Below are 26,256 nucleotides of genomic sequence, written 5' to 3'. Positions count from 1 at the left end.
CATCTTTCACTTCAAAAAAATTCATGACCTCATTTTTTGTATAATCATCTCCTACTGCAAGTACATTTTCAACAATTACAATGTGGTTGCTGTTGACACTCCGTATGGTATCAATCAAGCGCCGGGAAAGATTTTTCCACTGACCGATACTGTCTGTTACTACCGGTTCATTGAGCAGATCAAATCCTGCTATCACCGGTTCGTCTGTATATCGTCTGGCTATTTCATACCATAGGGCAGTCAGAAGATATTGATTGTCTGGATCTGTCCAGAGCTTTGCACCTTCATTATTTGATTGAAACCCTCCGGGGGGAACATGCATATTGAGAATCAGATATACGGAATTATCTTCAGCCCATCTGATGTTATCCTCCAGCCACTCCCACCCTTCTTCGCGGAAAACAAGGGGAGAGCGTGATTCTATGAAGGTCTCATAGTGAAGGTAAAAACGCACGGCATTCATACCCATGCGCTTTACCCGTGCAAAATCCCGTTCGTCGTGATGTGTGCGGGTAATAATCTCATCAGTCCAGACCTCATTACCAAAGGCAACCCCCTGAAGAGCCACCTCATCCCCCTCCTGATTGACAATTTTTTGCCCCTCTGTGCTGAGAAAGGAGAGTTCCGCTGATTGTACAGAGAAAAACAATATACAGAGCGATACACCCACCAATACCATGGAAATCTCCTTATTTGTTATGTAATTAAACAGCAAGCCCCAGTGGCATCGTTTATGTATAGTATAAGATACCAGGGGTCAACCTTCAAGACAATACGCCACATGCCTAAAACAAGGAAGAGAATGTACTAAGCATCCGGGTTCACCAATGCAGAACCTATTTCTTAAAACCGATAAAAATCATTGTTTTTTTCTGAGAATAATGGATACTATATGATACTATGATAGTGTATATGCTGCAGATAAAAAACTCTTTCTGTGGTTTTACTGGTTCCATAAATACCCGGGATTTATCATGTCGATACAACAGGAATTACGAAAATTTGTAGCCCCCGAGTGTATCTTTGGGAAGAACTCTCGGCTCTTAGTGACCCAATACGCCCTCAACTACGGCGGAACACGCACCCTTTTAGTAAGCGATCCAGGAGTGTGTAACGCGGGGTGGTGCCAAGAAATACAAGACCTTTTGGAACAAGCTGGCATGGAAGTTGTTCTTTTTGATAGCATATCTGCCAACCCTCGAGATATGGAAGTGATGGCCGGAGCGCACGTATATACAGATCATCACTGTGATCTCATTGTTGCAGTAGGAGGGGGTTCAGTCTTGGATTGTGCAAAAGGAATTGGCATTATCGTTTCAAATGGAGGGTCTATTATCGAGTATGCCGGAGTAGACCAGGTGCCCATTCCAATGCCGCCACTTATTTGTATTCCCACAACGGGGGGTACCTCCGCAGATGTATCCCAATTTGCCATTATTAATGATATTTCAGAAAACGTAAAAATAGCCATTATCAGCAAGACCGTTGTTCCTGATGTTGCCCTTATTGACCCAACCACCTTACAAACCATGCCACCATATTTGGCCGCATGCACGGGAATCGATGCTCTCGTACATGCCATTGAAGCCTATGTATCTAATGCGAGCTCTCCAATCACAGATGTTCATGCTCTCCACGCAATACAACTCATTACGAGTAGCCTTGCTCATTTTGTGAATGATGTTGCACAAACTGCCCACCAGTATACGGTAATGCTTGCAAGTTTTCAAGCAGGGTTAGCCTTTTCCAATGCGAGCTTAGGCAGCGTGCATGCCATGGCACACAGCCTTGGTGGATTTCTTGATCTTCCTCACGGTGAGTGCAACGCAATTCTTGTCCCCCATGTCATTTCTTATAATTTTGCCACGGTACCAGAAAAGTGTATCCGCATTGGTGACGCCATGGGGCTTTCCCTTGAGGGTCTTTCCCAAGAAGAATCACGAAAAAAAATAATTTCTTCTATAGAATCTCTTCAAGTGGCCTGCGGTATCAAGGGTGGGCTTTCTGCACGTGGAGTAACCCTCGATGATATACCACGTTTAGCAGAAAAGGCCATGCTTGATCCGTGTAATGCCACCAACCCTCGTCCCCCCACACGGGGAGATCTTGAAACACTCTATCGGGAGGCTCTGTAAGCATGGCGTCACGTCATAACTGGAATACCATGCGTCAGGGAATAATCGGATTTGGTGAGCGATCAAATCGGAAGAGTTACTATCCTGAACTTAAGAAAAAAATTGCGGAGCTGGAACAAGCAAAAGAAGAAATTCGCAACTCAGAGAAAAACCTCACAGAACTCTTCAATACTGTGGGTGATGCAATTATTATTCTTCGGTATGATGGAACGTTACTGCGAGCAAACCAAGCCATGTTTTCTATGTTTGCAGTAGACCGTGATACATATCGAGATGAACCAATTTTTTCATATGTATCTGCAAAGGAAAATGACCCCCCTTCTCTTCTCGAAAGAATACAAAATGTACCACACGCAATCGCCGCACGCTTTGAATGCCGTGGATATCAACCAAAGAGGGATGCATATTTTGATGCAGAGATGACCTTGCGTCCCTTTTTCTGGTATGAAGAAGAGGTCGTGCTCGCCGTGGTTCGCGATATAACACAACAAAAAAAGCAGGAACAACAACGCTACCACTCACAAAAGATGGAGGCTGTAGGACAGCTTGCCAGTGGTATTGCCCATGATTTTAATAATGAACTTGCCGGTATAATTGGAGCTGCTGAGCTGTTGAAATTAGAAAATATTACCTCAGCAGAGGCACAAAGTTTTGTTTCCCTGATTATCAAAGCAGCTGAACGAGCCGGCTCACTGACGAAACGACTCCTCTCCTTTTCTCGAAAAGGGCAAAATGAGCAAAGAAGTATCAACTGCGCAAAAATACTGGAAGATACCAAGGTACTACTGCAACATACAGTCCACAAGAGCATATCAATTCGTTTTACCAACGTGGCACAATACACTACTATCAAAAGTAATAACACAGCATTACAGAATATATTTATGAATCTTGGGATAAATGCCTCCCATGCAATGCCTCACGGGGGAACAATCTCTATAACACTTAAAAATGAAACCCTTGATGAAAGATATTGTCGAGAATCTCCCTTTGCTCTTACCCCAGGACTTTTTATACACATTATCTTTGCAGATACGGGATGCGGAATACCTGCTACTGTGCAGGAACGGATTTTTGAACCATTTTTCACCACCAAAGATCCGGGAAAAGGAACAGGGCTTGGCCTTGCTTCAGTATATGACGTTGTCCAAAAGCATCATGGTGCAATAACTCTCAATTCAGAGGTTGGTACAGGAACAGCCTTTCATATCTACCTTCCCATCTCGAGAGAGCAAAACGAAACAAAGACAGCTTCTGTTCCTGATCTACAGTACGACCGTAAAGGAACCATACTACTCATAGATGATGAGGAAGTTGTACGAATTACCACAGCATCTCTCTTAAAAAATCTCGGATACACCGTATATAGTGCCGCCAGCGGCGAAGAGGGGCTTAGCCTCTTTCATAGACAGAAAAACACAATTGATTTGGTAATTTTGGACATGATGATGCCCCGAATGGGAGGAGAAGAAACCTTTTATGCGCTACGAAAAATATCGCAAAAAACCCCCATTATTATTGCCTCCGGCTTTGCACATGAAGACGAGATAGAACGACTGCACCAAAATGGTGTGAATGGATTTATTTACAAGCCATTTCGTACATCAGAACTTGCAGAAATACTGCAACGAGAAATTACGATTTCGCAAAACCAGCAAAAAGATACGGACTTCCAATAAGCTAAAACGCTCCTTTGGAAGCCCCGATTTTCTACTCAAGAGCCTTAAGAGCCGCCTCATAATCGGGCTCTTCTCCTATCTCATGTACCTGTTCTGTATATATCACCTCTCCTGCTTCGTTCAGGATGATTACCGCCCGGGAAAGAAGCCCCGAGAAGACCTGTCCTTCAGCAAAGGCTACATTATAGTCTGTGCCGAAGGTGGAACGAAAGGTTGATCCGGTTTCCACATTTTCTATACCCTCGGCACCGCAAAACCGGGCGGCAGCAAAGGGAAGATCTGCGGAAACACAGAGAACAACCGTGTTTTCAAGGGAAGCCGCAGCTGCATTAAATGCCCGTACCGACGCTGCACACACAGACGTATCAATACTGGGGAATATATTGAGCACCACCTTTTTTCCGGCATATTCCGAAAGATGCAGTTCTGATAGGTCTGATTTCACCAGGGTAAAATCGGGAGCCTTTGTTCCCACTGCGGGAAGATTTCCAATAGTATGTAGTGGTTTTCCTTTAAAAGTTACTGTAGCCATAATAGGTATCTCCTTTATATGTATTTGTGAAAAAGGATGTCTCCACAGGAGGCATCTTACATAAAGATATACTTCGCAAAAAGAGATGGGGAGATTGTTGACTAAATAAGTAAACTTTTTTTGTGCAAAAAAACAGGGACCGTGCGTAGAAACAGCAGTCCCTGCATTACATCAAAGAGGAATGCTTACACCTCTTTATACGCCTGCAACACCTCTTCCATGGCCGCCTTTGCATCGGAGAAAAACATCAGGGTATTATCCGCCGCAAAGAGGGGGTTGGGAATGCCGGCAAACCCCGGAGAAAGGGAGCGTTTCACCACAATCACCGTGGCGGCCTGATCCACATCCAAAATGGGCATACCGGAAATGGGGGTTCCACTCTCCCGTGCCACGGGATTGACGACGTCATTTGCTCCGATTACCAGGACCACATCAGTATTGGAGAATGAACCGTTAATCCTATCCATTTCCACCAGTTTGTCGTAGGGAATACTCTCCTCTGCCAAGAGGACATTCATATGCCCCGGCATACGCCCTGCAACGGGGTGGATGCCAAACTCCACGGTGCACCCCTCTGTCTCCAGGGCTTCATAGAGCTGTCGCACCGGTGTTACGGCACGTCCCACGGCCATGCCATATCCCGGAACAACCACCACGCGCCGTGCGATTTTGAGGAGAGATGCCACTTCATCGGCGGCAGTCTGTTTTATTTTTCCCTCGTAGACCTCATCTTCATTGGCCGCCTCCACTACTGCACCCATACCGCCGAAAAGAACGTTTGCAAGGGAACGATTCATGGCCTTACACATCAATTTCGTAAGGATAATCCCGCTGGCCCCCACCAAAGAGCCTCCAACAATGAGGACCGTATTGGGCGGCATAAGGACAAACCCCGTCGCCGCGGCAGCCAGTCCGGAATAACTATTGAGAAGGGCAATAACAATGGGCATATCCGCACCCCCGATGGGCAGGGTGAGAAGCAGACCAAGCACGGCAGAACCACCCACCAATATCCAAAAAAGGAAATTCCTCTCTACTCCTGAAATATCGAGAACAAAAAAGAGGGCAAGGGAAAGCAGGGCAATCACCACCACACTTTTTACCACCTGTTCCCCCCCATAACGCAGGGGCTTATCACTCACGACCCCCTTCAGCTTTCCCGACGCAATGAGGCTGCCCGTAAAGGTAACTCCACCGATAATTCCCGTCAAAGCCGTGGCAAGGGCACTGACCACTGTCTCGTTTTCTCCCATGGTGGTTACAATCAAAAGCGTCGCCGCCGCAACAAGAACTGAAGCAATACCGCCGAATCCATTGAGAAGGCCCACCAATTGCGGCATCTCTTTAAAATCAATTTTTACCGCCAAAATGGCTCCCGCCGCAAGACCCACGACAAGGGTCCCCCCCAGCCACAGGGTAATGGTGGGAGCTCCCACCGCGGAGGTATCCGCAGGCTGAAGCTGCACAAAGGCGTCAACACCGGCACAGAGTAAGGCCGTCAACATACCAAGGGCACCGATAATATTGCCCCGCACGGCACTTTTGGGGGACGTTAATCCCTTTAATCCAACAATAAAGAGGATAACCGCAAGAAGGTATCCCCCATCCACGATAATTCTGAATAGTTCCTGAGTAGTCATTTTTGTCCCTCCCCTTTGCTTCGCGGTTTAAATTTCTGCAACATACGATGGGTCACCACAAAACCTCCGGCCACATTCACCGCAGCAAAGAACAGGGCAAGGGAGGCGAAACTCAGGGCAACAAGGCGCACCTCTTCATTTTCCGTAATCTGTGAGGAAAGAACCACGGCCAAAACCGCCCCCACAACGGAGATACCCGATATGGCATTTGAACCCGACATAAGCGGAGTGTGAAGCAAACTGGGCACCTTCGTAATAATTTCAAAACCGACAAACACCGCCAAAACAAACACGGTGAGTATTGTAATAAACTGACTTATTGCTGATACATCCATAGATATCTCCTCACGATGTTTCTTTAAATCCCAGTGCCTCTGTAGCACCTTCATTCCCTGGCTCTCCCCTGTGGCAGATCATACACCCTGCGACAATATCATCTTCGGGGGTAATGTGCAGTTCTCCCTCCTCAGTACGCAGGAGATTCAAAAAGGAGGTGCAGTTTTTGGAATAGAGCTGACTTGCCGTATGGGCCACGGTGGAGGGAACATTCACCGGACCATACACGGTAACACCGTGGACCACCTTTTTTTCTCCCGGAGTGGTAACTTCGCAGTTTCCTCCCCGCTCACTGGCAAGATCCACAATAACCGATCCCGGAGCCATCTTTTTAACCATCTCTTCACTAATAAGCTTCGGGCTTGGCTTTCCCGGCACAGCCGCCGTGGTAATGACAATATCCACGCCGCCCACATAGTCAATCATGAGCTCCTGCTGTTTTTGCTTCTGCTCCGACGTCAGCTCTGCCGCATACCCTCCCGTGCCTTCTGCACTGCCCACATCAAAGGCGATAAATTCCGCACCGAGACTTTCCACCTGCTCCTGTACCGCAGGGCGGACATCATAGGCTGAAACCACCGCACCAAGACGTTTTGCCGTGGCAATGGCCTGCAGCCCCGCCACCCCGGCACCAAGGACAAATACCTTTGCCGGGGTAATGGTTCCGGCGGCAGTCATCATCATGGGAAAGAGCTTCGGCAAGAGCTCTGCCGCAAAGAGCACCCCCTTATATCCCGCCAGATTGGCCATGGAAGAAAGAACATCCATGCTCTGCGCACGTGTGGTACGGGGAATTAATTCCAGGGCAAAGGCACTGATTTTACGTGCCTTCATGGCATCAAAGGCAGGATGTTTTTTCCAGGGATCCATCATGGCAATAACCACGGCGCCCTCTTTCAGGAGATTCACATCCACCCCATCCGATTCATCGGCAGCACCAAGGCGTACTGCCACAAGGACATCGGCCTCTTTCAGCGCCCCCCGACGATCCGTAATGATTTGAGCGCCCTTTTCCCTATACGCACGGTCTTCATAGCCGGACAATGCACCGGCCCCCGACTCTACAAGGACAGAATTGCCCCCCTTCACCAGAGCCGGAACATGATCGGGAACCACGGCAACACGTCGCTCCTCAGCATGTTTTTCCTGTAGGACAAGTATATTCATAACAGTTCCTTTGCACTTTCTTTTGTGAATACATTCATATTTCTGAGAATAAAATACCTCCTTTTGTCTCCCCTGTCAATACAAAGTATATAATTAAAGTATAGTTTATGTTCTAATATACCCTCCACAAAAAAACCGGCCCGAAAGGCCGGCTTTACATCTCTTCCCTGGTGAGCAATACGTTATTGTACTACCATTCGCCGCTGAATGGTAACATCACCCATCTGACCGCGAAGAATATACATACCACGGGAAAGCTCCCCTCTCGAGGAAAGGACAAAACTGCCGTTTTGGCTCTCCCCGCGTGCAGATTTCACAATCCGCCCCCGGGGATCAATAATGTGCAAAGATGCATCCTGAGCGTCATTGGCAGGCGAAACAAGGCGTATTTCACGATTATTGACAACAATCCGATACCCGCTTCCCTTCGAGCGGGCAGAGTTCTCCGGGTTACCACCCCCAACAATGGGTGTTCCGTTATCGTTTTTACTTATTCCGTAGAGATATCCATAGAGGGCCTGTTTGCCCCGCATAGTCTGGCGGAGGGTAAACTCAGAATGGGACCAAACATAATCTGTGTTAAACCAAAGCTCACCGTCAGGCCAGTCATCCTGCGCTGGGTATCCCTGCTCTGCCAGCCAGCTTGGACGTCCCATTATCATGCCGGGAGCCCAATCGTCCATATTGTGATAGGGCGTATGGCCCGGATGCAGTCCCGGTGTACCATCATTATATCCCGATGTATAGGCAGCCTCAACACTGCGGATGGATTCCAGAGGGGTGGAGGCGGTGGTCATGGTAATAAAATTTGAGGGATTTCTGCCCAGGCCCCAGTCTGCCTCCAGAATGAGAGCATCAAAAAGCTCCTCCTTCTGCACTGGGTCTGTGGAAAGGGCATGCGCAACGATTGTCCTTTGAACATCACTTGCGTTTTTCCAATACCCCGTCCAATCATCATAGGAGCGACGTGATGGTCTGTTATTTCGTTGTGTGGCTTCCCGCTCCATTGCTTCGTTGATTATGGCCTGCCGCATATTTTCCTGCACCTCAGGGTAGTGTACCGTCCGGGGAGTTGTTGCATAGGCCACTATTGCATAGAGCTGACTGAAATCCCCTTGTTGATGACGCTGTACGGGCGATGTGGGAGAGGTAATTCTGTTTTCACTGATCATCTCATCTTCCCAGAAGGTATCCCCCGTTATATTATATAGAAAGGCCGCAGCAGTCATTTTCATATCCCGCCCCTCCATGATGGCAAAGCGGTCATCAAGGCGCTGATTATCGTAAAAATCCTGGGCAAAATTATAAGCGACAATGGCAGAATCGCGGTACTCCTCCATAAGCTCATCATTGCCGGAAATACGGAACGCCTCGGCCATCATAGCCGCATTTACCGCATTATACCATGCCGAAAGGGCTGTTCCTCCCGCCTGATACAGGCGCAGATCATCATTACCGTAGGGATTGGTAAGGCCATGGCTGTATTCTCCCTCGGCGGTACGGATACGCAAAAAGAAATCCACCTCAAAGCGGGCTTCATCGAGTACATCGGGAATGCCGTTTCCACTTTCAGCAAGTCCAAAATCATCATCGGATAGGGCTCCCTCTGTGAGTATATAGGGGAGGAGAATATCCCATATGGAGAGTACATGCTCACCGTGCCTGTCCCAATCATAGGCATCGGACCAACCGCCCCAGCCATAGGGATTTTCCTCCCCCGTGGTATAGTCCGACCATGTACCGGGCTGATCCCAGCGATCACCCCCCACCTCATCCCAATTTGGATGGTAGGGATGAAGGGTGGTAACGTATACCCGTGCATTATCGACCTCCGGTATCATGAGGGGAAGACGCGGACGGGGATCAATATCGGGGCTGTCCTGACCCACACGCATATAAAAATGTCCCAAAGTATTTACGCGAAGGGGTTCATAGTAGATGTTATCGTGAATAGTAAACTTCTGGCTTGCCCCAATCCCTTCCACGGCAAGGCGATATCGACCTGGGGTCTCAAATCCCGTAAAATCAATATTCCACACATCGGATTCGATAAAATTGTAATGATGTCCCTCACTCTGATTGCTCATCCAGAAGTCCACCGTTCCCACCTCGGTATAGGATTCAGCCTCTACATCATAGATATACACCGTATTTCCTTCAAAATCGGAATAATCACGTCCACCGCCATCACCCATCCAGTGGTACAGATCTGCCGCTTTGATAGAGGGAGATGCTTTGTAGCCCACCAAATTCACATGAATGGCCTCTGAAACGACAGAAAAAATATCGTAGGTGAAACTCACGCTGCTTTGATCGCTGTTGAGCGATGACCCGACCGAAATGGTATAGGTTTTTCCCTGCTCCATTGGTTCGGGAAGGCGCAGGTAAAGCCAGTGTTCCATGGTATGATCATAGGCCCAATCGTTATTACTACCATCCCAGCCGGCCATACTCATACCGTTGAGTTTACTCTTTCGATGAATCTCAACGGGAGCACGTTCACTGCTGTAGACACTATGATCCTCAGAGGATATCTGCCAGTTGGCACTGTTTTGAGCCGCCTCAGTGTTGAGGGGGTCGCCAAAATATACGGCCTGACTACCGTCAACATGGTGCTTATGTCCTTCATAGGGGTAGGGGTCCTGCTCAGGATCATCAGGGCGCTCCACCACACCATCCTCAAAGTGGACCATAATAATCTGTTCATCAAGTGCTGTGACCGATGCCAGGCGCGCAGCCTGCACCACTGAAAATAAAAAGAGACAACATATAAGCACTAACTTCATAGGACCTCCGGTTTTGCAATTAACGTTACAGACGTAAGATACACAAAGACAAAACCTTCGGCCCGAATAGAACAAATCCTGAGAAAGATAGTGTGGAACAGCTGGTCTACAACGGAAGAGCTACCCCTGAAAAAAAGATGGTGTCAATCTCAAAAAAATACGCAGAATCTGCGGGTTGGTCCTCTTCAAGAAAAAACATCTCCACATACCCGATATTCCGTGAGATCTCATCCCAGCTTTTCCCGGCATCAGCGTCATTGCTGAAGGAAAAATCACTCAAAGCAAGGTGGCGCTCTTCCCAATCCGCAGTAAGTTCAAGGGGGTGGAAAAATTTTCCTTTCATATCTTCCGAATGAAAGGAGATACGCATACGGCCACCGCCACGAGCACGCACCACCAGTGTATCCATGTGAGTAAGGGTAAATCCACGTCCCGCCTCTGAAAAAAGGGCCGCCCCGACACCTCCGTAGGCCCCCTCTGCTTCTGTGCCGAGAAACACCTCTGTATGAAGGATTCCATCACTGATCTGTGCATCCACCCGGGAATTTCCTCGCACCGGCGACAGGGAATCTACCCGCCAGCCAGATGCAGTATAGGATTTATTCAGGCTGTCACTGAAACTATACCAAAAAACTCCCTGTGTTACCTCACCGAGGGGATTTTGCAAAAACCCACCGGTAAAATCTTCAAAGAGAAGTCCCGAGTAAGATGGAGATGCTGCAAAAGAGGTATCTAGGGAGAGAATAGAAAAATCTGCAAAGACCGGATCCCCTCCTCTCGGTGCAACAACAAAGGTGTATCCCCCCGGCGGAAGGGTGCCAAAGACCACCATGCCCTTACTTTCCTGATAAAGGGCAGTCCCCGCAATACCCAGCCTGCTTCCCGGATCAACAAAGAGAGTACAGGACACATACGACGAAAGTATCACCGTATCTGGAATAAAATTATTGGTACGGTATCCCCCTTCATCGGCAAAAATTGTATAGGTGGCTGGAGGTATGGTGGTATCGTAATAAAACATCCCTGCCTCATCGGTAATATACTCACGGTGTATAGGAGATTCTTCCGTGGAAAAAGCTGAGTACCAATCGGCGCGTATCACCTCGTGAACCACTGCTCCGGGCACCGGTGTTTCGCCGTCAGCAGCCACAACCACCACCCCGTTTGTGGTTTCCGTACCGGTACCACCGGCAACATCCAGACTGCACCCCGCACATACAAACAGGGCAGTAAAAAAAGCAGTATCCATGGCATCACGAATCCTCTCCCTTCGTGAGGGGAAACACCTGCATATTAATCTGGTACACCCGATCGGGATTTTCACACTCACCCACAACATGCATAATATCCTTGCGCGCCCGGGAAAGTCGCTTTTTTATTCTTGGCAAAGCCTCTGTGTCTATGCTTACCGTAAGGGTTGAAATATCCCGTTCCTCCCGGGGAGTACTCTCCAGGGCCTCTGACCCCAGGGCCATCATTTTTTTCTGAAAGGCGCGCACTCCGAGGGACTGCCATTGATCCCCCGTGGAAACAAAGTCCCTGCGGGGTTTGAGATACCCCGAGCTGTCGGGGCCAATCATGGATAAATTTTCAAGGATATGCACAGCCTCACGAACCTCTTCTTCTGAAAGGGGGTGAAGGAAACGGCTACCAAGATGTGTAACATCTTCTTTTCTGATATTGTACACGGCCAGCATTTCCCGCACGGGAATAATATACCACTTTGAAAAATAATAGAAATCATCAATGGGATGGGCAGTACTTTCTCTCAACATGAGCAAGTGATCAAGGAGGCGTTCACGCACTTTCTTGTTCTTTGTTTTGGTAAAATGAACCAGGGTGGTAAAATACTCCGCCTCATTGGAGTGAGTAAAATTGAGGATACTCTTTACCGCCTCCACTGAGTCGTCACCGAGGTGTTTTTCCCGCTTGAGTATTTTTGCATAAAAACTGGGATCAACCCCTGTCTTCTGTGATACATAGCGCAGAGAATAATGGGAATGCTCTTTCTTGGCCTTCTCAAAATGGTCCCGGAGAAAATCACGGTAATCGGTATAGGTAAAAACTGAATTCACAGCACATCCTTTATTATGAGTATACGATTATTTTACCACCGGAACAAGGGGGAAATACTCCTTTAAATCTATTTCTGTGGAACAACTGGTCTACGGAATCAGCAAAAAAATATGCGGACAAAGACTCCTTGGGTATGACAATTATGTGTGACAAAACACCATGTGATTATGGCACAACGCCCCTTTCAGGTGATAGGGACAGGGTATATCTGTCAGCAAGGGCAATTACTCCCATCACGGTCAGGAATAGTACGGGTGTCTCTCTTATGCATACCATTTTTTTTCATTACTGCCCCTGAGGCAGGGTTTTTCTGAAGATGAATTGCCCAAAAATCCTCGATACCCCACTGTGAAGAGGCCATCTCAATCAATTTCACCGCAGCTTCAGTACAATACCCATTTCCCCAATAGGGTTCACCAATCCAATATACCAGTTCTGCTTCTGTTCCCGTAATATTCATAAGGCTTATTGCACCAATAAGCGAACCTGTATCTTTCAAAATAATAGCGTATGTTATCTCTTTTTTATGCTCCCAGCCTTCAGCGTGAGTGGAAATCCAGCTTTCAGCCATGCCATCTTCGTAGGGGTGTGGTACATTCAGGGTGTATCTGGCAACGGTATAATTTCCAGCCAGCTCCTGAACCTCCCTGGCATCTTCAGGGATAAACTCCCGTAGAATTACATGTTCTGCCGTGATAATTGGTTGTCTCATTTTAACCTCCCCCATATGCGTGTTTCTTGATTTCTGAAATCAGAGTCTCCCATTCAAAACATCCCCGTATGGTACAACAGTTTTCATGAAACCGAAAGACCAACCTCCTCCATAAAAGGGCATTCCCTCAAGTCGGTTAGTTGCCCTCCAGGTTTTCCGCATCAATTTTATCTTTATCCGGACCTGTTGCTCTTTTATTACGAATAAGGTTTAACTTTGAAATCACGGGTATTTTCAATTCCTGAATCTCCACAATATCTTTTCCTTTGGACGCGTCTTCAAATGTAAGTCCATCAATTTCAGTGATAATATCTATTCTGCGGGGAGCAACACCTATCTGAAAAACGATGCCGGGGGTTTCAAAATCGGAAGCAGAAAGGCCATCACGTGGAGCACCAAACTCGTCCAGGGTTTTTAATACTCGTTGAGCATTTTCAGAATCTGGTTTTACAAAAATATCAATATCACCGGTTGCACGGGGAAAACCGTGTACAGCAAGGGCATAGGCACCAACCAAAAGAAAATCGACATTATTTTCGAGTAACAGAGACAACATCTCTTTGTAATCGTGATTCAGCATCAAAATCTCCGGTTAATGAATATACTTCCTGAGTTAAATCCCACACATAGAGAAGTGCCTCTTCTTTACTTATACGGACACTCTCTGCTTTACATTTCTCTCCTCTTCTGCGAAGAGATACGGCAGATCGATTCAGCTTCAAAATCCCTCCTTTATATATCATCTTAAGATATAATACAATCAGCCCGAAAAGAGATAAAGATGGAACTTTACATGTCTATTTTTTCCGATCTATGCAGGCGTTCAGAAAGTATGGTCATTCCTCTGTAGACAAAATAGGAAACCTATACAATCCCCCAACTCCCGTATACATTTATTTATGAAAATGGGGCAATGGATCTCCTGAATCAGCGTGGAATATGAAAGGAATAGAGATGTTTTGATCTTCGGCTATATTGCTGCACATTAAAATCTTGAATACGTTCAATTAAGAGAAGTTGCCGGTGCTGTTGTTCCTGGTAAGGTTATATGCTTCCTGTAACCCCATAAGAAATTCCCGCACTTCTGCATTATCATTTGTCTCCACAGAAACCTTTCCCCAATCCAGAGACCTCTTTGAAAAAGCTTTCTTCACTCTGTCAAATTGAGTCATATTTGTAAAGTTCATAACCGCTTCCTGGCGTTAACTATCTCTTTTTAAAAAGGACGATATAAGATATAACGGGAACACCATATACCCAATATAAATGAATTAAATACGGTACATGGCGAATATTTTAGCAGACGACGTTACATGAATACCATGAGTCCAGACTTTGCTCCTTTACATAACAGGCCTCTTCGATCAATCCGACAAAAATCAATATATCCTGCCAATACCCTTACCTCAATGCTTACCACACAAGATATGATTCCCCCACAAATAACAACATACCGAAACTAATTTCTATACTCCCCCGCATCTTCCCGCCCTTCAAGCCGGGCGGCCAGACGTTCCCGACGCTCCATCTCTTCTGCTTCGGCATGGCGAATAAGAAAGAGGGTGTCTCCCATCTCTATATCCGTACGATCATCCTTCCACTCTCCCGTAAGGGGTGAACGGGGGGACAACTCCCCGCGGGTGTAGAGCTCCCACATCTCTTCCCCGTATCTGCAGGAGGAAAGGGGGGGATGAAAGGTGCTGAAGAAACTGGTGACATTGTGCACATCCCGAAGAAAAAATTCCCGCGCCCGCGTATGCTGAGCCGCATCAACCCATTGGGGCAGATCGATAATCACCGGTCCCTCTGCTCCGCGCAGAATATTATAGGGGGAAAGGTCTCCGTGGATAATCCCCTCACACAGCATGGCAGCACACTCCCGAATAAGACGGACGTGAAAAAGGGCGGCCTCCTGTGGGGTAAATTCTTCCCGTATCAGGGGCAAGGCGACATTTTCCTCTTTATTTAAGACGGCCTCCATGACAAGAACCCCGTCCAAAAAAAAGTGAGCCTCCGGCACAGATATTCCCAGGGCATGGAGGCGGGAAAGGGCGTTTACCTCCGCCTGATGCCACTCCTGTTCATGCACCGCACGACCATAGCGACTTTTTTTCCGCATGGCACGGTCACGGCGGCTGTTTCCCGTTTTTCGCCCGTCTTCATAGGAGGCATGACTGCGGAAACTTCGTGCGGTATGATCCTTGTACACCTTTGCACAGCACAGGCCTCCCCGCGATTCTACTAAAAACACATCGGCTTCCTTGCCGCTTTTAAGATTTTGCACAACGTTGCTGATATAGCCTTCTTCAAGTAGTGGTTTGAGTTTTGCCGGAATTCTCACAGGCCTCCCCGAATATTTAGATACTATAAAATATATGAAGTAATGGAGGAGTATTGCCCCTATATGTTCTTTCTTACAAAGAGCTCATCCATGCAAAAAAAAGGAATTCAAAAGATACCCCGTACAACACTCTTTTTTTTCGTAATACGGCGGCTATGTGGCTTTACTTCGGTTGAGCCGTACTTCCAGGGGGGTATCAAAGTGAATATCCCGCTGTGGAAAGGCGATAGTTATGCCCTCCTTTTGAAAGAGGGTACAGATTGCAAAGCGAAGATCAGATTCAACCCGGCGTCGGTCGATGGGTCTACGCACCTTTGTCCAGAACATGAGGGTAAAATCCAGGGAGTTGTCACCAAAATCGGTAAAGAGTACTTCCGCAGAGGGAGACATGAGAACCTTGTCGTTGTCACGAAGAATCTGTTCCAGGTACCGCCGTACCAAAAGCACGTCTGAACCATAGGCAACCCCAACGGAAAGACTGCTTCGAACAGCATTGTCATAGATGGTCCAGTTAATAACAATCTGATCAAGAAAAAATGACGTAGGGACAATCATATCAACCCCATCCACACGTCGCACCCGAACAACACGGCGGCCAATCTGTACAACCCGCCCCTCCATGCCACCGTTCAACTCCAAAATATCTCCTGTGCGGATTGGTTTTTCAAAGAGAAGAATAATACCGGAGATGATATTGTTTATGGTGTTTTGCGCACCAAAACCAATACCGATGGCAAGACCACCCCCAATAACAGTAAAAAATGTAAGGGGAATTCCCGCTATGGAGAGAGCAAAGAGAAAAAAGAAGAGATTTAGAGACCAGCCCAGAAACCGCCTGAGCGTGGCACCAACAGAGGGCGTCATCACCTCTGTTTTCATGAGTTGTTCCACCGCATGGACACTGATTTTTTTGCTGATATACAGCCCCAAGATAAGCACCGCCGCAGCAATAATAAACTGATGCATTCTGATCGTCACCCCACCGCTGCTGTAGAGCTCAAGGGTCCAGATACTGATAAATCCCCCGAAAACATCCTCTAATACTGCAGAAATATCCATAACACTATCCTACTGCTCCTATTCTTTTCCCAATTATATTCTAAGATACATTGTTTCTCAGCGGAGGGAAACGGAGAATGCGGGAGCACTCCTTATTTTTGATGAAGTAATTTCCGGGTTTCGCGTGGCTCCGGGGGGAGCACAGGAGCTTTTTTCCCTGAAGCCGGATCTTACCTGCCTCGGCAAAATCATGGGCGGCGGCCTTCCCGCTGCCGCCTTTGGAGGGCGGGCGGATATTATGGAATATCTGGCCCCACAGGGCTCCGTATACCAAGCGGGAACCCTTTCGGGCAATCCCCTTGCCGTGGCTGCCGGAACTGCCGTGTTATCATGGCTAGACTCCCACAGACATATCTACGACGAGCTGGAAACAAAAACAGCTGCCGCTGTGTGTGAAATGCAAAAAAAGGCACCGGCCTATGTCTCCCGCTGCGGCAGTGCCTTTACCCTGTTTCACTGTACCCATACTGTGGAAAATGCCGCACAGGCCCGAAAACAAGACAGGGAATCCTTCTCCCGCTTCTGGAATCACTGCCGCTCACGAGGAGTCTTTCTCCCCCCATCTCCCTTCGAAACAGCCTTTATCAGCACAGCACATACCGACGCTGATATGGAAACCCTGATACAGTGTGTAGACGAATTTTCATGGAACCTGTGAGTGGACCTCACAGGTTCAAATAAGCCCCCCTGTATTTACCAGGTAAGCTAAAATTTTATACAAAACAGCGGTACGAAAGCTCCTGCCTTTCGTCTGGATACACTACTTAAGGAATAAACCAACCAATATGACCAGAAAAAACTGGTTCAAATTCAACGTATCAGAAGGTTCTACCATACTCAATTGCAATAGAGAGAACCGTGCCTACAGAGCGATCTGAATCCAGAGGAACAAGGGGCGTGTAAGCACCGCGCAGTCCGAGAGATGAGTTAGAGTCTATAAATTTCACCCCTTTTACAAAAGAGAAATATGGTCCCACCGCCCAGAAGTCATCACCACGATCGTCCCCTGTCCCAGAAGAGTAATCTGGTCCGTAATGAAGACTGACCCCTGCTCCAGGGCCAAAATACCTCTTCAATGATTCATCTACATTTCGATAATATTCAAGAGTAATATCCGGCTCAAACTGAACCATATCAAAACGGAGTCCAAATAAGAGGGGACGCATAAGGGGCACAGACAAACGAAGAAGCTTATCCCCGGATATTTCATACCCGGCTGTTACTGCAATATCAGCCATGGGGCCACCCGCCACTCCAGAGTCAGTGGCAACACACATTCGCATATCATCATAGCGCACTCCGCCACCAGCACGCCCCCCCCACGTACGAGGCGTCCCCCAAAGGGAAACCCAAATACAAAATATACAAAACATGCTTTTTTTCATACAAACCTCCATGCACTACCGTAATCTCACAATATATGTTTTTTATCAATGATATCATGAAACTGGGCAAGAAATGTAACGCCAAAGCTCTCTGTATTAGAAATACAACTCTATATCGGAAGTGACAGAACAAAATCTCTCAAAAAAAGAGAAGCCATGATAAGCTTCCCTTTTACAACTGAAGTATGCGCGTACTATGAAAACGCATCTTTCACTTTTTCGAAAATGTTTTTTGGTTTTTCTTCTAATTCACTTAATTGCTTAAACAGCTCTTTTTCTTCTCGTGAGAGCTTCCTTGGGGTCATGACAACAATACGAACCAAAAGATCTCCTTTTCGCCCAGTCTGATTGAGGACAGGAAGCCCCTTGGCGGAAACTTTCAAAATCTTTCCTGATTGTGTTCCCGGAGACACCTTGAGTTTCAGTTTTCCCGCAAGGGTGTGAATAATCTTCTCAGTGCCCAAGGCTGCTTCAGAAAAGGTAATATCCATACTGGTAATAAGATCTATGCCATGACGTTCAAATATGGAATGCTCCTTTTCCTTGATTACCACAAGAAGATCACCATATCCACCACCATTTAACCCCGCATTACCCTTACCTGTTACGGTAAGATAATTCCCTTCGGAAACACCGGCAGGTATTGAAATGGTCTCTTTGGTTTCTTGCAACACGCGACCACTTCCACTACAGGAGGAACAAGGGTCACTCACGGTTTGTCCCGTACCGGAACAGGCAGAACACGCTGCTTCCTGTACCACTTGCCCAAAGATAGAGTTTTGCACCCGACGCACCCGACCACTTCCACCACAGGTAGTACAGGTCATCTTTTTTCCGCTACGAGACCCCGTACCGTTACAGCTGTCACAGGAAACCTGACGTTTTACTTTTATGGTCTTTTTACATCCATCGTGAATTTCCTGAAGCGTTAGGGGAAGAGATATTTGGAGATCCTTTCCTCGATTTTGCGCTGCAGCACCTCGTCTTCGACGACCACTGCCAAAGATATCACCGAAAAAAGAGTCTCCACCGAAATCACCCATGAAGGCGCGCAAGGCGTCGTTAAGATCCATACCACCGCCACCGAAGCCACCGAAACCGCCACCACCGAAGCCACCGCCGTTCGCATCAAAGGCGGCATGACCAAATTGGTCATACTTCGCTCGTTTATCAGAATCCTTTAATATTTCATATGCTTCTGTCGCTTCCCGGAACTTCTCCGCAGCTTCTTCATCACCGGGATTCTTATCCGGGTGATACTTCACTGCAAGTTTTCGGTATGCTTTTTTTATATCTCCTTCGGACGCATCCTTTGATACCCCAAGAACTTCATATAGATCACGTTTACTCATGCATTAACCTCAGCTCGAAAATAGGCGTTTGAAAAACAGCTCTCTTAAAATAAAATGAGGGCACGAATGCCCTCATTATTAAATGAAAAAGAACGGTCTTTTATTTATTCTCGTCTTCATCATCATCGACCACTTCGTAGTCTGCATCCTCTGCTTCCGCTCCAGCATCACTCGATCCGGCAGCTTCACCGGAGGTGGTGGTCTGCGCATCATCAGCACCAGCGTTTGCCCCTGCTTCCTGCTGCTGGGCAGCTGCTTGGTAAATCGCCTGGGCAGACTGCGTCAGTGCTTCAGTTGCTTCCTTAATGGCTGCAATATCATCACCTTCATTTTTCTTTTTCAGATCTTCAAGGGCTTCTTCCACAGGCTTCTTCGCATCATCAACAAGGGCATCACCCGCATCTTTTAATGCTTTCTCCGTCTGGTAAATTAACTGCTCTGCCGTATTTTTGGTTTCAACCTTTTCTTTTTCACGCTTATCAGCTTCTGCATTTGCTTCCGCATCTTTCTTCATCTTTTCAACTTCTTCCTCAGAAAGACCACTGGCATTATCAATCTTAATATTATGCTCTTTTCCAGTGCCTTTATCCTTGGCAGAAACATTGAGGATACCGTTATTGTCAATATCAAAGGTTACTTCAATCTGCGGTACACCACGCGGTGCAGGAGGAATATCAGTTAAATCAAATTTCCCCAAAAGGCGATTATGCTTTGCCATTTCACGTTCACCCTGATATACCATAATTGTCACGGCTGGCTGATTATCAGCCGCAGTTGAGAAGATCTGACTTTTCTTTACGGGAACAGTACTGTTTCGCTCAATCAACTTTGTCATTACCCCACCCATGGTTTCAATACCAAGAGAGAGTGGAGTCACATCAAGAAGAAGAACATCATTTACACTGTCATCACCGGCAAGAACAGCCCCTTGAATTGCCGCACCGAGAGCGACTACTTCATCAGGATTAATAGACTTTGCCGGCTCTTTTCCAAAGAATTCACTTACCTTTTGCTGTACCATGGGCACACGAGTAGAACCGCCCACAAGGATTACCTCATCAATATCAGAAGCATCGAGATCATCATCGGCAAGGGCTTGACGCATGGGCTCAATGGTCCGATTCACCAAATCCTCGATGAGAGATTCAAATTTTGCACGACTTACGGTAATGTCCAAGTGCTTTGGCCCAGATTGATCAGCCGTAACAAAGGGAAGATTTACATTAGTTGTCGTGGTGGATGAGAGATCTTTCTTCGCTTTTTCCGCCGCATCTTTCAGCCGCTGTAAGGCCATGCTATCATCACGCAGATCAATACCGTTTTCCCGTTTGAACTCATCCGCAATGTAGTCAATGAGAGCTTTGTCAAAATCATCACCACCGAGATGGGTATCACCACTGGTTGATTTTACTTCAAAAACACCATCGCCAATCTCCAAGATGGAAATATCATAGGTACCACCACCAAGGTCATATACTGCAATGGTCTCATTCTTTTTGCTATCAAGACCGTAGGCAAGAGCAGCTGCAGTGGGCTCATTTACAATCCGTTTTACTTCAAGTCCGGCAATCTTTCCTGCATCTTTTGTAGCTTGCCGCTGCCCATCATTAAAGTACGCCGGAACGGTAATCACAGCTTCAGTCACCTCTTCACCCAGGTAATCTTCAGCTGCTTTTTTCAAATTTTGCAGTACCATGGCAGATATTTCGGGCGGGGTGAGCTCTTTTCCTGCCGCATTTACCTTTACCAACTCCGATGAACCACCGGTAATTTCATACGGCACGGTCTTCTCTTCAGAAGCAACTTCACTATGACGTCGGCCCATGAATCGCTTGATAGAGCTAATAGTGTTTGTAGGATTTGTCACCGCTTGTCGCCGTGCAATATCACCAACCAGTCGTTCACCATCCTTTGAGAACCCAACCACTGAGGGTGTAGTGCGAGCGCCCTCTGCATTGGGAATAACCACGGGTTTTCCCCCCTCCATAACGGCGACGCATGAGTTCGTTGTTCCTAAGTCAATACCAATAATTTTACCCATATTTTCCTCCAATTTTAAATTTCTTACTCAGCAGCACCGTCGGAGACTATTACCTTAGCGTGACGGATAATAACATCATTTAACTTGTATCCCTGACTAAAAACCTGTACGACATGGCCTTCAGGTATTTCATCGTTGTTCTGCTTCATCATGGCATCATGTACCGCTGGATCAAAGGGATCACCCACAGCGCCAAACGCCTGTAGCCCGTGCGCCTCCAACTGCTGGGTAAACCGTTTATAAATCATGGCGATACCATCGTAGAAAGACTCCGACTCCTGTGATTCTGTTTCAGTCTTCAAGGCTCTGTCTAGGTCTTCACGAATATCAATAATATCAGCCATGAGCTTTTCGTTTGCTGTCTTAATCCGTTTTTCATACTCTTGAGCGGTACGACGTTTAAAGTTTTCAAACTCTGCCATGAGACGCATATACTTACCGCGCTGAGCTTCTAACTCTTCTTTTAGAGCCTCCGCTTCCGAAGAAGTTTCATCATGTTCTCCCTGATCTGAGGTTGATTCATTCACCTCTTCAGCATCCTGTGCTGTATCACACGACTCTTGAACTTCTTCCTCAGGGACATGTTCTTCCTGCTTCTCTTGATTATCCTGCACCATATCTTCCTGTTTCATAGGGGTTCCTTGCTTACTCCATATGTTTCTATTCTACAAAACCGTGTCTCTCATCATACGACCCACAAGAGGATCGTGTGAAGAGAGACAGGCCACACCTGTCTCTCCTACTATTCAGAACACAGACTACATCATGCCGCCCATGCCACCCATACCACCCATACCACCAGGGGCAGGAGCTGCGGGTGCATCGTCATCTTTTGGTAAATCCGTAACCAAACACTCCGTAGTAAGAATAAGTCCAGAAATAGACGCTGCATTCTCTATGGCTGTCCGTGTTACCTTCACAGGATCAACAACACCAGCTTGCACAAGGTCTTCGTACACACCAGAGAATGCGTTGAACCCATAGGCTCCGCTCTCATGTTTCACATTATTCAGTACCACTGAAGCGTCTTCACCTGCATTGGAGGCGATAAACCGAAGGGGCTCTTCAATGGCGCGGCGAACAATCTCAACGGCGCTTTTCTGATCATCATTTTCTACTTCAAGAGAATCAAGCACCTTTGCCGCACGTACCAAGGCAACACCACCACCGGGAACAATCCCCTCTTGTACCGCAGCACGGGTAGAGTGAAGAGCATCTTCAACGCGTGCCTTCTTCTCTTTCATTTCTGTTTCAGTGGCAGCACCGATATTTACGACAGCAACACCACCGGCGAGTTTTGCAAGACGCTCTTGCAACTTCTCACGGTCGTAGTCTGAAGAGGTGTCTTCAATCTGCTTCTTAATTTGATCAGCACGAGCCTGAATCTTCCCTTGATCACCACTTCCTTCAATTACTGTGGTTTCATCCTTGGTAATACGAACACGCTTTGCGCTTCCGAGCATGTCAATGGTTGCATTTTCAAGGGTTAGCCCTGCATCTTCCGTAATCACGGTTCCACCGGTAAGTACCGCAATGTCTTCAAGCATGGCCTTACGACGATCACCAAAACCAGGAGCCTTCACAGCAGCAATTTTCAATGTTCCGCGAATCTTATTTACCACCAATGTTGCCAAGGCTTCTCCATCAACATCTTCTGCAATAATAAGAAGCTCTTTGCCCTGTTGCGCAGTCTTCTCAAGAAGAGGAAGAAGGTCTTTCATGGCGCTTACTTTTTTATCGGTAATAAGAATGTAGGGATTCTCTTGAACTACTTCCATGGTATCTTGATCAGTAACAAAATAGGGAGAAAGATAGCCACGATCAAACTGCATACCTTCTACCACGTCTAAGTACGTTTCAATAGACTTGGCTTCTTCAACAGTAATCACACCATCATTTCCAACCTTATCCATGGCATCAGCGAGAAGCTCACCAATCTCTTTATCATTGTTTGCAGAGATAGTACCAACTTGAGCAACCTCTTCTTTCCCTTTCACGGGTTTTGCCATGCTTTTCAGCTCTGTCACTAGGGCTTCCCGTGCCTTATCAATACCCCGCTTAAGATCCATGGGGTTTGCACCGGCTGTTACATATTTAAGCCCATGACGAGCAATAGCCTGTGCCAACACAGTGGCCGTTGTAGTACCGTCTCCGACACCATCAGAGGTGTTTGAGGCAACCTCTTTTACGAGTTCTGCACCCATGTTCTCATATTTATCTTCCAGTTCGATTTCCTTAGCAACAGACACGCCGTCTTTTGTTACTGTGGGTGCACCGAAACCGCGATCGAGAACCACGTTTCTTCCCTTTGGCCCAAGGGTCACCTTAACGGCGTTTGCCAGTTTATCCACACCAGCCATGAGTCTATCACGTGCGTCCATATCAAATGCTATTTGCTTTGCCATTCGCTACTTCTCCTTTTGTATAATCTCTTGTGTTTCTTACTCAACTACTGCTAAAATATCATCAACCTTCATGATCATGTACTCTTCACCGCCATGCTTGATTTCAGTCCCTGCATACTTGCTGTGAAGAACCTTATCACCAGGAGAAACAGTCATTTCAACATCCTTTGTTCCTCCGCCAACGGCGATAACTTCCCCTTCCTGAGGCTTTTCCTTTGCACTGTCAGGGATATAAATCCCACCGGCAGTTTTCTCTTCTGAATCAAGTGATTTGACAAGAACTCTGTCACCGAGAGGTTTGATTGCCATACATAACTCCTATGTATAAAGGTTAAGGTAACACTCGTACTGTGCCAAATGAAAGCAATGATCGTGCCAAACTACTATTTGCCTCATATATCTCTGAAAAGGATGCAGAGTGAAACAGTAGTGGCTCTTAAAAAAGCATGTGTTTCAAAACAGAACAGTTAGGGAAGGTATACAGAACCAATACCGGCCATACGGCGAAATTCTTCAACAATCTGTGTAAAGGTATCTGCGTGAGGAACTTCCAGAGATAGTTCCACCGTACTTACCCCCGGAGTGAGGGAGTCATTCATATGAATTTTGATAAGACGCACTTGAGGAGTCAATTTTATCCGCTTTGTCACCTGAGATATGACCCACTCATTTTCCCCAGAGCAGTAGAGCACAAGCTCCTTGAGGAAACGGGCCGTATCCTCCTCTTTCCACCGCGCAGAGACAATTCGATGCGGTGCATTTTTAAACAATCCCGCCGCATTGGGACAATCCATGCGGTGGATGGTTACCCCCTTATTAACCGTTATAAACCCGAAAACCTCATCTCCGCGAACCGGGTTACAGCATTTGGAAAGGGTAAACTGAACCTGATCAAGCGCATTGTCTATAACAAGAGAATTATCTTGTCGACCGTGGAAGCGGCTTTCCTTGGGAGCAGCTACTCCAGCACCGGAGTCCTTATCATGAGCGAAAAAAGATTTTTTGAGAGAAAGCAGATCTATTTTCTTCTCCCCAACACGATCATACAGCTCCACCGTATCTTCACAATTATAAGCATCACAGAGCTTTCGTAAGGTTGCATCCGTAAGGGGTACCGCCAAGGCTTTAAATTTTCGGCGAATTATCTCCCGCCCCTCTTCAGCATGACGATGCTCCTGTTCGCGAAGATATCGCTTAATACGCGACAGTGCAGAGGGAGACTGCACAAACTCCAACCACTCTTGCGTGGGATGCTGTTTTTTTGAGGTAAGAACCTCTACCACATCCCCTGTTTTGAGTTCTTCGCGAATTGATACATATACCCCATTAACCCTTGCCCCCGTACAACGGAACCCTAAATCTGAGTGAATGGCAAAGGCAAAATCGAGCACCGTAGCCCGAGCACGCAAACGAACCAATTCATCAGCCGGAGTAAATACATAGAGATCCCGCGAATAAAAAGCATCCTTAAGTCCATGGGCTGCATGTTCCAACGCATCGGGATGCTCTAGGGCTGAACGCATTTGCGCAAGATAGATCTGGTCAGAATCCCCCGTACGCGCTCCCCCTTCCTTGTACCGCCAGTGGGCTGCATGGCCGTTCTCTGCGATATAATCCATGCGATCGGTACGAATTTGCACCTCAACCCAGTGATCCTCTTCGGTAACCACCGTGATATGAAGCGACTCATACCCGCTGGACTTGGGATAGGATATCCAATCCCGAAGACGTTTGGGAAAGGGACGATATTTTTCCGTAACCAGAGAATAGACTTTCCAGCACATCTCTTTTTCTTTTTCCCGCGGCTGGTCTGTGATGATAATTCGAATGGCAAACTTATCATAAATCCCATCTACATCCACATTCTGCTTCTGCATCTTCTTCCAGATAGAGTAGATAGATTTTGACCGCCCCTTTATTTCGCAAGAAATATTATTCTTCTTCATGATACGACGAATGGGAGCAATAAACCGTCGAATAAAGGCTTCCCGTTCGTCCTTCTTCGCCTCTAGCTTATCTGCGATAGAACGATAGGTTTCATAATCTGAGTATTTGAGCCACCGCTCTTCAAGCTCTGTTTTCACCGTATAGAGACCAAGTCGGTGTGCTATGGGCGTAAAAACAGTATGGACCCATAACAGAACATGGTGTTGTTTTTCCGAAGAAAGACGGGAAAAAATACGCATCAAACGCAACTGCTCTGCCAACACAACGAGAATTGTGCGTGGATCATCGGAAATATTTAAGATAAGACGGATAAAACTCTCCAGCTGATACTCCATGGAGCCCGCCTCCAGACGGAGAATGCGCTGTGCTCCCATGACAATCTCACGCACGGGAGACGGACAGAGATCATGCGGAATTGTTTGAGAACTGCTGTGTGGAAAGAGGCTTACCCAAAATGCAGCCTCTCGAGAGACGTCATCAGCGGGAATCGAACGAGACAAAATAGTGGCAAGCTCCTGATGTACCTCAACCACCTCTGTCCATTGTACATCTGACAGGATATCTTGAAGATATGACTCCACTCTTACACGCCGTTGTGGAGGGAAAAGAGACTCTAAGAAAGATCTTTCCATATCCAGCATCACTCCTATTTCAAAAAAAGGT

General features: G+C 46.9%; 24 protein-coding genes. 3 read left to right on the top strand and 21 right to left on the bottom strand.

Features of this window, described 5'->3' with window-relative positions; translation table 11 throughout:
- The coding region (locus tag CALK_RS02565; RefSeq protein ID WP_034636349.1) for a glycoside hydrolase family 5 protein at positions 1-679 on the bottom strand (679 nt) is incomplete at its 3' end.
- Between the two features lie 295 nt (positions 680-974).
- On the opposite strand from CALK_RS02565, the gene ercA reads away from it, so the two are divergent.
- Both ercA and CALK_RS02555 read left to right on the top strand, forming a co-directional pair.
- Positions 975-2,135: an alcohol dehydrogenase-like regulatory protein ErcA gene (gene ercA / locus CALK_RS02560; RefSeq protein ID WP_022636083.1), complete on the top strand. Its 1,161-nt coding sequence runs from the start codon at positions 975-977 to the stop codon at positions 2,133-2,135.
- 2 nt (positions 2,136-2,137) lie between these two features.
- Positions 2,138-3,814, top strand: a complete 1,677-nt coding sequence (locus CALK_RS02555; protein WP_022636082.1) for a hybrid sensor histidine kinase/response regulator — start codon at positions 2,138-2,140, stop codon at positions 3,812-3,814.
- A gap of 31 nt (positions 3,815-3,845) precedes the next feature.
- Here CALK_RS02555 and tpx read toward each other — a convergent pair whose 3' ends face one another.
- From tpx to CALK_RS02495, 13 genes are all read right to left on the bottom strand, one after another.
- Complete coding sequence (gene tpx, locus CALK_RS02550; RefSeq protein ID WP_022636081.1) at positions 3,846-4,346, bottom strand: thiol peroxidase; 501 nt, start codon at positions 4,344-4,346, stop codon at positions 3,846-3,848.
- Between the two features lie 185 nt (positions 4,347-4,531).
- A complete protein-coding gene (locus CALK_RS02545; protein ID WP_022636080.1) occupies positions 4,532-5,986 on the bottom strand; it encodes an NAD(P)(+) transhydrogenase (Re/Si-specific) subunit beta in 1,455 nt (484 codons plus the stop codon).
- Positions 5,983-6,306 carry an NAD(P) transhydrogenase subunit alpha part 2 gene (locus CALK_RS02540; RefSeq protein ID WP_034636444.1) on the bottom strand — a complete coding sequence of 108 codons (324 nt, stop codon included), beginning with the start codon at positions 6,304-6,306 and terminating at the stop codon, positions 5,983-5,985. Before CALK_RS02540 ends, CALK_RS02545 begins: the two co-directional genes overlap by 4 nt.
- Before the next feature lie 25 nt (positions 6,307-6,331).
- Entirely contained in the window at positions 6,332-7,489 is a 1,158-nt protein-coding gene (locus CALK_RS02535) for a Re/Si-specific NAD(P)(+) transhydrogenase subunit alpha (RefSeq protein WP_022636078.1), read from the bottom strand.
- Between the two features lie 182 nt (positions 7,490-7,671).
- The gene (locus CALK_RS02530; protein WP_022636077.1) at positions 7,672-10,275 is read right to left on the bottom strand and encodes a cellulase N-terminal Ig-like domain-containing protein; all 2,604 of its coding nucleotides are present in this window, start codon (positions 10,273-10,275) and stop codon (positions 7,672-7,674) included.
- 106 nt (positions 10,276-10,381) lie between these two features.
- A complete protein-coding gene (locus CALK_RS02525; protein ID WP_022636076.1) occupies positions 10,382-11,524 on the bottom strand; it encodes a hypothetical protein in 1,143 nt (380 codons plus the stop codon).
- A 4-nt stretch (positions 11,525-11,528) separates the two neighbouring features.
- Positions 11,529-12,350, bottom strand: a complete 822-nt coding sequence (locus tag CALK_RS02520) for a TIGR02147 family protein (RefSeq protein ID WP_022636075.1) — start codon at positions 12,348-12,350, stop codon at positions 11,529-11,531.
- Positions 12,351-12,562: 212 nt separating this feature from the next.
- A complete protein-coding gene (locus CALK_RS02515; RefSeq protein WP_022636074.1) occupies positions 12,563-13,063 on the bottom strand; it encodes a GNAT family N-acetyltransferase in 501 nt (166 codons plus the stop codon).
- Between the two features lie 136 nt (positions 13,064-13,199).
- Entirely contained in the window at positions 13,200-13,643 is a 444-nt protein-coding gene (locus CALK_RS02510) for a nucleotidyltransferase family protein (protein ID WP_034636345.1), read from the bottom strand.
- Positions 13,594-13,785 (bottom strand): hypothetical protein, encoded by a 192-nt coding sequence (locus CALK_RS12755; protein ID WP_022636072.1) that lies wholly within the window; start codon positions 13,783-13,785, stop codon positions 13,594-13,596. The genes CALK_RS02510 and CALK_RS12755 overlap by 50 nt, the downstream gene beginning before the upstream one ends.
- Positions 13,786-14,070: 285 nt before the next feature.
- On the bottom strand, positions 14,071-14,250 hold the full coding sequence (locus tag CALK_RS02505; protein ID WP_022636071.1) for a hypothetical protein: 180 nt from the start codon (positions 14,248-14,250) through the stop codon (positions 14,071-14,073).
- Positions 14,251-14,522: 272 nt separating this feature from the next.
- Entirely contained in the window at positions 14,523-15,404 is an 882-nt protein-coding gene (locus tag CALK_RS02500; RefSeq protein ID WP_022636070.1) for an RIO1 family regulatory kinase/ATPase domain-containing protein, read from the bottom strand.
- Positions 15,405-15,557: 153 nt separating this feature from the next.
- Positions 15,558-16,463, bottom strand: a complete 906-nt coding sequence (locus CALK_RS02495) for a mechanosensitive ion channel family protein (protein ID WP_022636069.1) — start codon at positions 16,461-16,463, stop codon at positions 15,558-15,560.
- Here CALK_RS02495 and CALK_RS02490 point away from each other — a divergent pair.
- Complete coding sequence (locus CALK_RS02490; protein WP_081697955.1) at positions 16,414-17,121, top strand: aminotransferase class III-fold pyridoxal phosphate-dependent enzyme; 708 nt, start codon at positions 16,414-16,416, stop codon at positions 17,119-17,121. The two genes, CALK_RS02495 and CALK_RS02490, sit on opposite strands and share 50 nt — an antisense overlap.
- A 160-nt stretch (positions 17,122-17,281) precedes the next feature.
- Here the strand turns inward: CALK_RS02490 and CALK_RS02485 are convergent, their stop codons facing one another.
- The 7 genes from CALK_RS02485 to CALK_RS02455 all read right to left on the bottom strand — a co-directional run bounded on the left by CALK_RS02485 (position 17,282) and on the right by CALK_RS02455 (position 26,225).
- Positions 17,282-17,848: a hypothetical protein gene (locus tag CALK_RS02485; RefSeq protein ID WP_022636067.1), complete on the bottom strand. Its 567-nt coding sequence runs from the start codon at positions 17,846-17,848 to the stop codon at positions 17,282-17,284.
- A 194-nt stretch (positions 17,849-18,042) separates the two neighbouring features.
- Positions 18,043-19,200, bottom strand: a complete 1,158-nt coding sequence (gene dnaJ / locus CALK_RS02480) for a molecular chaperone DnaJ (protein WP_022636066.1) — start codon at positions 19,198-19,200, stop codon at positions 18,043-18,045.
- Positions 19,201-19,300: 100 nt separating this feature from the next.
- On the bottom strand, positions 19,301-21,241 hold the full coding sequence (gene dnaK / locus CALK_RS02475) for a molecular chaperone DnaK (protein ID WP_022636065.1): 1,941 nt from the start codon (positions 21,239-21,241) through the stop codon (positions 19,301-19,303).
- Between the two features lie 23 nt (positions 21,242-21,264).
- A complete protein-coding gene (grpE, locus tag CALK_RS02470; protein ID WP_022636064.1) occupies positions 21,265-21,873 on the bottom strand; it encodes a nucleotide exchange factor GrpE in 609 nt (202 codons plus the stop codon).
- Between the two features lie 126 nt (positions 21,874-21,999).
- Positions 22,000-23,646: a chaperonin GroEL gene (gene groL, locus CALK_RS02465; protein ID WP_022636063.1), complete on the bottom strand. Its 1,647-nt coding sequence runs from the start codon at positions 23,644-23,646 to the stop codon at positions 22,000-22,002.
- A gap of 36 nt (positions 23,647-23,682) precedes the next feature.
- Positions 23,683-23,955: a co-chaperone GroES gene (locus tag CALK_RS02460; RefSeq protein ID WP_022636062.1), complete on the bottom strand. Its 273-nt coding sequence runs from the start codon at positions 23,953-23,955 to the stop codon at positions 23,683-23,685.
- Between the two features lie 158 nt (positions 23,956-24,113).
- Positions 24,114-26,225 (bottom strand): RelA/SpoT family protein, encoded by a 2,112-nt coding sequence (locus CALK_RS02455; RefSeq protein WP_162146690.1) that lies wholly within the window; start codon positions 26,223-26,225, stop codon positions 24,114-24,116.
- Between the last annotated feature and the right edge of the window lie 31 nt (positions 26,226-26,256).

The sequence above is a fragment of the Chitinivibrio alkaliphilus ACht1 genome (assembly GCF_000474745.1).
GTDB classification, from domain to species: Bacteria; Fibrobacterota; Chitinivibrionia; order Chitinivibrionales; family Chitinivibrionaceae; genus Chitinivibrio; species Chitinivibrio alkaliphilus.
This window is presented reverse-complemented; position numbering and strand designations above follow the sequence as displayed.

Coding starts and splice junctions, on each gene's coding strand:
- CALK_RS02530 (WP_022636077.1), bottom strand. CDS start 10,275: ATGAAGTTAGTGCTTATATGTTGTCTCTTTTTATTTTCAGTGGTGCAG.
- ercA (WP_022636083.1), top strand. CDS start 975: ATGTCGATACAACAGGAATTACGAAAATTTGTAGCCCCCGAGTGTATC.
- CALK_RS02485 (WP_022636067.1), bottom strand. CDS start 17,848: ATGAAAAAAAGCATGTTTTGTATATTTTGTATTTGGGTTTCCCTTTGG.
- CALK_RS02460 (WP_022636062.1), bottom strand. CDS start 23,955: ATGGCAATCAAACCTCTCGGTGACAGAGTTCTTGTCAAATCACTTGAT.
- CALK_RS02535 (WP_022636078.1), bottom strand. CDS start 7,489: ATGAATATACTTGTCCTACAGGAAAAACATGCTGAGGAGCGACGTGTT.
- CALK_RS02525 (WP_022636076.1), bottom strand. CDS start 11,524: ATGGATACTGCTTTTTTTACTGCCCTGTTTGTATGTGCGGGGTGCAGT.
- dnaK (WP_022636065.1), bottom strand. CDS start 21,241: ATGGGTAAAATTATTGGTATTGACTTAGGAACAACGAACTCATGCGTC.
- CALK_RS02515 (WP_022636074.1), bottom strand. CDS start 13,063: ATGAGACAACCAATTATCACGGCAGAACATGTAATTCTACGGGAGTTT.
- groL (WP_022636063.1), bottom strand. CDS start 23,646: ATGGCAAAGCAAATAGCATTTGATATGGACGCACGTGATAGACTCATG.
- dnaJ (WP_022636066.1), bottom strand. CDS start 19,200: ATGAGTAAACGTGATCTATATGAAGTTCTTGGGGTATCAAAGGATGCG.
- CALK_RS02505 (WP_022636071.1), bottom strand. CDS start 14,250: ATGAACTTTACAAATATGACTCAATTTGACAGAGTGAAGAAAGCTTTT.
- CALK_RS02555 (WP_022636082.1), top strand. CDS start 2,138: ATGGCGTCACGTCATAACTGGAATACCATGCGTCAGGGAATAATCGGA.
- CALK_RS02495 (WP_022636069.1), bottom strand. CDS start 16,463: ATGGATATTTCTGCAGTATTAGAGGATGTTTTCGGGGGATTTATCAGT.
- CALK_RS02510 (WP_034636345.1), bottom strand. CDS start 13,643: ATGCTGAATCACGATTACAAAGAGATGTTGTCTCTGTTACTCGAAAAT.
- grpE (WP_022636064.1), bottom strand. CDS start 21,873: ATGAAACAGGAAGATATGGTGCAGGATAATCAAGAGAAGCAGGAAGAA.
- tpx (WP_022636081.1), bottom strand. CDS start 4,346: ATGGCTACAGTAACTTTTAAAGGAAAACCACTACATACTATTGGAAAT.
- CALK_RS02545 (WP_022636080.1), bottom strand. CDS start 5,986: ATGACTACTCAGGAACTATTCAGAATTATCGTGGATGGGGGATACCTT.
- CALK_RS02455 (WP_162146690.1), bottom strand. CDS start 26,225: ATGGAAAGATCTTTCTTAGAGTCTCTTTTCCCTCCACAACGGCGTGTA.